The 5,088-nt window shown below is 72.8% G+C and carries 8 protein-coding genes and 1 pseudogene; 2 read left to right on the top strand and 7 right to left on the bottom strand.

The window, feature by feature from the left end; translation table 11 throughout:
- Positions 1-244 (top strand): annotated as a pseudogene (locus ASC99_RS41065) (LLM class F420-dependent oxidoreductase); the annotation flags it as partial.
- A 415-nt stretch (positions 245-659) separates the two neighbouring features.
- On the opposite strand, the gene ASC99_RS24400 reads toward ASC99_RS41065, so the two are convergent.
- Both ASC99_RS24400 and ASC99_RS24395 read right to left on the bottom strand, forming a co-directional pair.
- Positions 660-956: a hypothetical protein gene (locus ASC99_RS24400; RefSeq protein ID WP_157531715.1), complete on the bottom strand. Its 297-nt coding sequence runs from the start codon at positions 954-956 to the stop codon at positions 660-662.
- Between the two features lie 92 nt (positions 957-1,048).
- Positions 1,049-1,909, bottom strand: coding sequence for a polysaccharide deacetylase family protein (locus ASC99_RS24395; protein ID WP_082598592.1), 861 nt, complete (start codon positions 1,907-1,909; stop codon positions 1,049-1,051).
- Between the two features lie 159 nt (positions 1,910-2,068).
- Here ASC99_RS24395 and ASC99_RS24390 point away from each other — a divergent pair, with 159 nt between their 5' ends.
- Entirely contained in the window at positions 2,069-2,755 is a 687-nt protein-coding gene (locus ASC99_RS24390; RefSeq protein WP_057235678.1) for a DUF6445 family protein, read from the top strand.
- Between the two features lie 27 nt (positions 2,756-2,782).
- Here the strand turns inward: ASC99_RS24390 and trxA are convergent, their stop codons facing one another.
- The 5 genes from trxA to ASC99_RS24365 form a co-directional block, all read right to left on the bottom strand.
- On the bottom strand, positions 2,783-3,112 hold the full coding sequence (gene trxA, locus ASC99_RS24385; protein ID WP_057235676.1) for a thioredoxin: 330 nt from the start codon (positions 3,110-3,112) through the stop codon (positions 2,783-2,785).
- Between the two features lie 18 nt (positions 3,113-3,130).
- A complete protein-coding gene (locus ASC99_RS24380; protein ID WP_057235674.1) occupies positions 3,131-3,568 on the bottom strand; it encodes a MerR family transcriptional regulator in 438 nt (145 codons plus the stop codon).
- A 113-nt stretch (positions 3,569-3,681) separates the two neighbouring features.
- On the bottom strand, positions 3,682-3,915 hold the full coding sequence (locus tag ASC99_RS24375) for a hypothetical protein (protein ID WP_057235671.1): 234 nt from the start codon (positions 3,913-3,915) through the stop codon (positions 3,682-3,684).
- Complete coding sequence (locus tag ASC99_RS24370; RefSeq protein ID WP_057235668.1) at positions 3,912-4,310, bottom strand: hypothetical protein; 399 nt, start codon at positions 4,308-4,310, stop codon at positions 3,912-3,914. Before ASC99_RS24370 ends, ASC99_RS24375 begins: the two co-directional genes overlap by 4 nt.
- Positions 4,311-4,426: 116 nt before the next feature.
- Positions 4,427-5,088: sensor histidine kinase KdpD (locus ASC99_RS24365; protein ID WP_162257917.1), on the bottom strand; the 662-nt coding region annotated here is incomplete at its 5' end.

The following is a 5,088-nucleotide window of genomic DNA, read 5'->3' as shown; positions in this document are numbered from 1 at the left end:
CGTCGCGGCACTGCCCAACCGCCGCGCCCTGCTGCGCGATCTGGGGTACGAGGTCGTCGACCCACCCGGCAACCGGCTGGTCGACGCGATCGTGGCCCACGGCACTGCCGAGGACATCGCCCACCGCGTCCACGAACACCTCGACGCCGGGGCCGACCACGTCAGCCTCCACCTCCTCACCGCCACCCCCGGCACCCCGCCCACCAGGCAGTGGCAGCAGCTCGCAGCGCACCTCCTGCCCTGATCCGACGGAGCCTCAGCAACGCTGGTACGGAAGCCAGTTCGAGCACCGGTGGCCCTGCCTGCTCAGCGCTCCGCCCAGCGCGGGCAGACCGGCTGGTGCCACCGGGTCCGCACGACGGTGCCGCCGAGCAGCCGGTGTTCGCTGCTCCAGGTCCAACAGCACCGCGGCCGGACCGGTGGGATCTCGCGCCTGGGAGCCGGAGCTGGGTGAACCGGAGCCGGGTGCACCGGGGCCGGACCGGCCGCGAGCAGTCCACTGCTCGGAGTGGCGGCCGACGAGGGCGGGGCAACGTGGCGGCGCCTGCGCGCCGAAGGGGAGGAAGTCGTCACATCCAGCCCCTCCCACCAACGGCCGGCCCCCAACCCGCCCATCACCCGAACAGGCGACGGCCGAGGCGGCAGCACCGAGCCCGCTGTCAGTCGTGGTGGGCACCGAGTTCGTCCAGGTAGCGCATCCGCCGGATGCAGGCCCGGGCCCCGAACTCGGCGGTGTACACGTCCACTTCGCCGCCCGCCTGCACCCACCGCCCGGTCAGCCAGTCCACCACTGCCCAGGCCTCACGGCCGTGGTCGTCGGGGGGTAACCGCACCACCTCGTACCGAGGCGCAGCCCCGGCCATCGGCGGATCGTCAACAGGCCGGGCCACCGTCCCGGAGAGCTCGGGGCGCACCTCGGACCGTGGCAACAGGCTGTCTGGGCCCCCGCTCGTCATGCTCACCACAGTAGAGGAGCCGCGTCACTGACATTATGTCAATGGATCATTCCGCACACCCGGCGGCCGATTTCACCCGGTCGAGGCGGCGGTCAGGTGCAGAGCTGACTGGCAGTCACGGGGTGCAGCCCGAGCCGCTGCAGGCCCTCCAGCACGGCGGGCAGCGCGTCCACGGTGCCCTGATGGCCCATGTGCAGCGCCACCACCGAGCCGCCCCGCACCGAACGGAGCAACCGGCGCTGCAGCAGGTCCGCGCCCGGGTCGCTGTAGTCACGCGGGTCCACGTCGAAGGACAGGCAGTGCTCGTACCCCACCAGCCGGGCCTGCTCCCGCACCATCGAGTTGGCGTACTGGGCCGCCGACGGCCGGAACCAGCGTCCGATCGAACCGGTCAGCCTGCGCAGGCGCTCGGCGCACTCCGCTATCTCCGCGTGCGCCTGATCGGGAGTCAGGGCGTTGATGTCGAGGTGGTTCTGGGTGTGGTTGCCGAGTTCGTGACCGCCGCGCAGGATGCGTTCCGCCATCTGGGGCTGCTGATCCAGCCAGCGGCCCACCGCCAGCACCGTCAGCCGCACGCCGTGCTGCTCGGCCCGCTCCAACAGCGCCGTCGCCTGGGCCGGGTCGCCCTCGCCGTGGAAGGTCAGCGCGACCTCCGCGCGACCGCGCGGCCCGTTCACCACCTCCCCCGGTGTCCCCGGCGCGAGCGGCGCCACCGCCGGGACCACGGCGGCGGGCGGCGACAGTACCGGCGTGGGCGTGGGTGCGGCAGCCGCTGCGGTCGGGGCGGGCGACGGGCGGAGCGAGTACCCGGCCGAACCTTCCGGCGGGTCCACCGGCCCCTGACCACCCGTACCCCGGGTCGGGCCCGGCGCACACGCCGACAGCGCGCCGACGGCGGTCACGGCGGCAAGCCGGGCGGCGGTGCGCAGCACAGAGCGACGGTCAGCAGTCATCGCGACCAGCATAAAGACAGCGAAACACCCGTACGAATCAGACGCACCCGACCGGACCAGCGCCGTCCACTCGACACTTGGCCGAACTCCGTCATCATGACCGAATATTGACCAATTTGCGGGCGAGTCGTGGGCCACCGCTCTCCTATCGTCGGCCGCATGCCCCCACAGCTCCGCCGCCCTGCCGCCGCCACGCTCCCCGTCCTGCCCTACCGCAAGCCCACCCGGGGCCGCGACTACTGGGTCCTCGACGACGTACTGCCCAACATCGACGAGGTCCGCGCCCGCTGCCTGGCGGTCGAGCACTGGGACGAGGGCTACCCCCACCAGCCCGAGGCCTGGCCGGGCCTGCGCACCATGCCGGGACTGCTGCCCACCGAGCTGGCCCACATCGAGGCCCAGGTCCGGAAGGCCACCGGCGCACCCCGGATCTGGGCCCTCACCGAGGCCGACGGCGGCACCTTCAACCACAACTGCGTCCAGGTGGTCGGAGCCGGCGAGTGCGAACCTCGCCCGCACACCGACTCCCGCGCCCTCTGCCGGTACGCCGCCGTCCTCTACCTCAACCCCGACGTACCCAAGCAGTGCGGCACCAGCTTCTACCGCCAGAGCTTCCCCGGCGGCCGGCTCGGCGGGAACCTGGTCACCGCCCCGCACAACAACCTGGTCGACGCCCTCGGCACCCGCTTCGTCCCCGCCGACTCCTTCACCGAGGACGTCGCGGTCCCGCACCGCTACAACCGTCTCCTCCTCTACACCGCCAACATGATGCACACCGCCAGCGCCTACTGGGGCAGCACTCTGGAGGAGAAGCGCATGACGGCCGTCTTCTTCTGGATGGCCTGACCCGACCGCGGCCTGCCGTCGAGACGGTCAGAGCACGTCGTCGAACTCCCGCAGCAGCCGGGACTTGGCGCGGGCGCCGACCACCGACTTGACCGGTTCGCCGTTGCGGAAGACCATCATCGTCGGCATCGAGAGCACCGCGTACGTGGCCTGGGTCTGCGGATTGCGGTCCACGTCCAGCTGCACCACCTTGAGCCGGTGCGCCTCCTCGCGGGCGATGTCGGCCAGGACCGGCGCCATCATCCGGCACGGCGGGCACCAGTCGGCGGTGAACTCCACCAGCACCGGTCCCTCGGCCGCCAGCACCAGCTCGGCGAAGGTCTCGTCCGTGACCGCGGCCACCCCTGTGATCTGCACTGTCGTCCCCTTTGCTCGTTACTCGGATTCCCGTACGACGGCCGGCGGCCGGACCGTCAGCTCGCAGAGCGGCGGCCGGTCGACGGCGGTCGCCAGCGCGTCCCGCGACTCGCGGGCCCGGGTCAGCTGGGCGCCGACCTGCTCGCGGACCTCGTGGAGCCGGGCGATGCACTCGTCCAGCTCGGCGAGCTTGCGCTCGTAGACCTCCAGCGAGGCCGGGCAGGAGTCGCCCTCCGGGTGGCCCGCCTGGAGGCACTCGACGAACGGCCGGGTCTCCTCCAGGCCGAAGCCGAAGTCCTGGAGGGTGCGGATCTGCTGGAGCAGCCGCAGGTCCTCCTGGCTGTACGCCCGGTAGCCGTTGCCGGACCGCCGGGCGGGCAGCAGGCCCAGCTGCTCGTAGTACCGCAGCGTCCGGGTAGTCGTACCCGCCCGCTCGGCCAGCTCACCGATCCGCATCACCCGCTCCTTCCGGGGTGCCTCTCCGCACCGCCTGGGACGACGGTAGACCTTGACCCTGACGTCAACGCCAGCGCCACCGGGTACGGGCTTCGGCCCGTACCCGGTGGCGCTCAGCTGTCCTCGGTGCTGTCTGACTCGGCCTCCGCTGCCGCGCTCTCGGCGGCGTCGATCTTCTGCTGCATGTCCTGGACCTGGGCATCGTCGGCCCCCGCCGACTGACCCGCCCGGTCGGGCGTGCCCTGGCTGCCACCGGTCGGCCCGCAGCCGGTGAGGGTCAGGAGGGCAAGGGCCGCAACGGCGGCCGCCCCGAGGCCGAGGTGACGGCCGAGCTGACGGCCGGTCACTTGGCCGGGGCCTGGGTGTAGCCCTGGGCCGCGCACCAGGTGGCGACGGCCTTGAGGTCGTTCTGGCGGGTCTGCAGCGTGGGCAGCAGGTTCTTCCGGAACGTCAGGCGGCCGCTGAGCAGGGTGTGGATCTCGGTGTGCCCGGCGGCCTTGGCGTTGGCCACCCGCTGCTCCAGCCGGGCCACCGAGCCGTTGACGGTCGCGTCGCCCTTCAGCCGGGTCAGCGAGGCGTTGATGCGCTGCTCGGTCTTGGGCAGCCGCTTGCAGACGGACTTGGCGCCGTCGCCCTTCGGTGCGGCCGCAGGCTTGGTCTCGGCCTGCGCCGGCACGGCCACCAGCAGCGTGCCGGCCAGCGCGAGCGCTCCGGTGAGGACGGCCTTGCGGTTGCTGAGCATGGCGGGATCTCCTTCAGCGACAGGTGTGTCGGGCCCGTGGCCGGGCCGATCGCGAGGAGGGTAGCGCCGGTTCTTGTGGATTCCTTGTGACCCGCTCGGGCGCGGCCGGCGGCCCGTCAGGACCGGTCGCCGGCCAGCCAGTCCCGGCGCATCGAGAGCTGGACGGGCAGCTCAAGCGTCGGCGCGTCGGGGCGTAGCAGCGGCAGCCGCACCTCGAACCGGCTGCCCGTCCTGCCCGGTCCGGGGGCGACCGTGACGGTGCCCCGGTGCAGCGCGGCCTGCTGGGCCACCAGGGTCAGCCCGAGCCCGGAGCCGGGGCTGTCCGGGCGGCGGTGGAACCGGGTGAAGACCGCCTGACGCGCCGCCGGCTCGATGCCGGGGCCGTAGTCGTCCACGGTGAGCACCGCGAACTCGCCCTCGGTGCTCAACCGTACGGCCACGGTGGCGGGTTGGTCCGGCAGGTGGCCGTGCACCACGGCATTGCCGAGCAGGTTGGCGAGCAGGATCCGCAGTCCGCTCTCCCAGCCGAACACCCCGACCTCGGCCGGGCTTTCGGTGGTCAGCCGGACCGCGGGGTGCCGCCGCCGGGTCTCGCCGGTCACGTCCTCGACCAGGTCCGCCAGGTCGATCGGGGCGAACGCCGACACCTCCACCAGGTCGCCCTGGGCCAACGTCCGCAGCGCGGTGAGCAGTTCCTCCAGCCGGGCGTGGTCCGCCCGGAGATCGCGGACCACCTCGGCGCGCTCCCCGGCGGGCAGGTCGGGGTGCGCCGCCAGTT

Origin of the sequence: Kitasatospora sp. Root107, assembly GCF_001424875.1 — a bacterium.
Lineage (GTDB): Bacteria > Actinomycetota > Actinomycetes > Streptomycetales > Streptomycetaceae > Kitasatospora.
Note: the sequence above shows the minus strand (reverse complement) of the source record. Positions and strands in the feature narration are given on the sequence as shown.

What these genes read in the sequence shown, in the direction of transcription:
- ASC99_RS24395 (WP_082598592.1), bottom strand. Translation starts at nt 1,909, where the DNA reads ATGACTGCTGACCGTCGCTCTGTGCTGCGCACCGCCGCCCGGCTTGCC.
- ASC99_RS24400 (WP_157531715.1), bottom strand. Translation starts at nt 956, where the DNA reads ATGACGAGCGGGGGCCCAGACAGCCTGTTGCCACGGTCCGAGGTGCGC.
- ASC99_RS24390 (WP_057235678.1), top strand. Translation starts at nt 2,069, where the DNA reads ATGCCCCCACAGCTCCGCCGCCCTGCCGCCGCCACGCTCCCCGTCCTG.
- ASC99_RS24370 (WP_057235668.1), bottom strand. Translation starts at nt 4,310, where the DNA reads ATGCTCAGCAACCGCAAGGCCGTCCTCACCGGAGCGCTCGCGCTGGCC.
- ASC99_RS24380 (WP_057235674.1), bottom strand. Translation starts at nt 3,568, where the DNA reads ATGCGGATCGGTGAGCTGGCCGAGCGGGCGGGTACGACTACCCGGACG.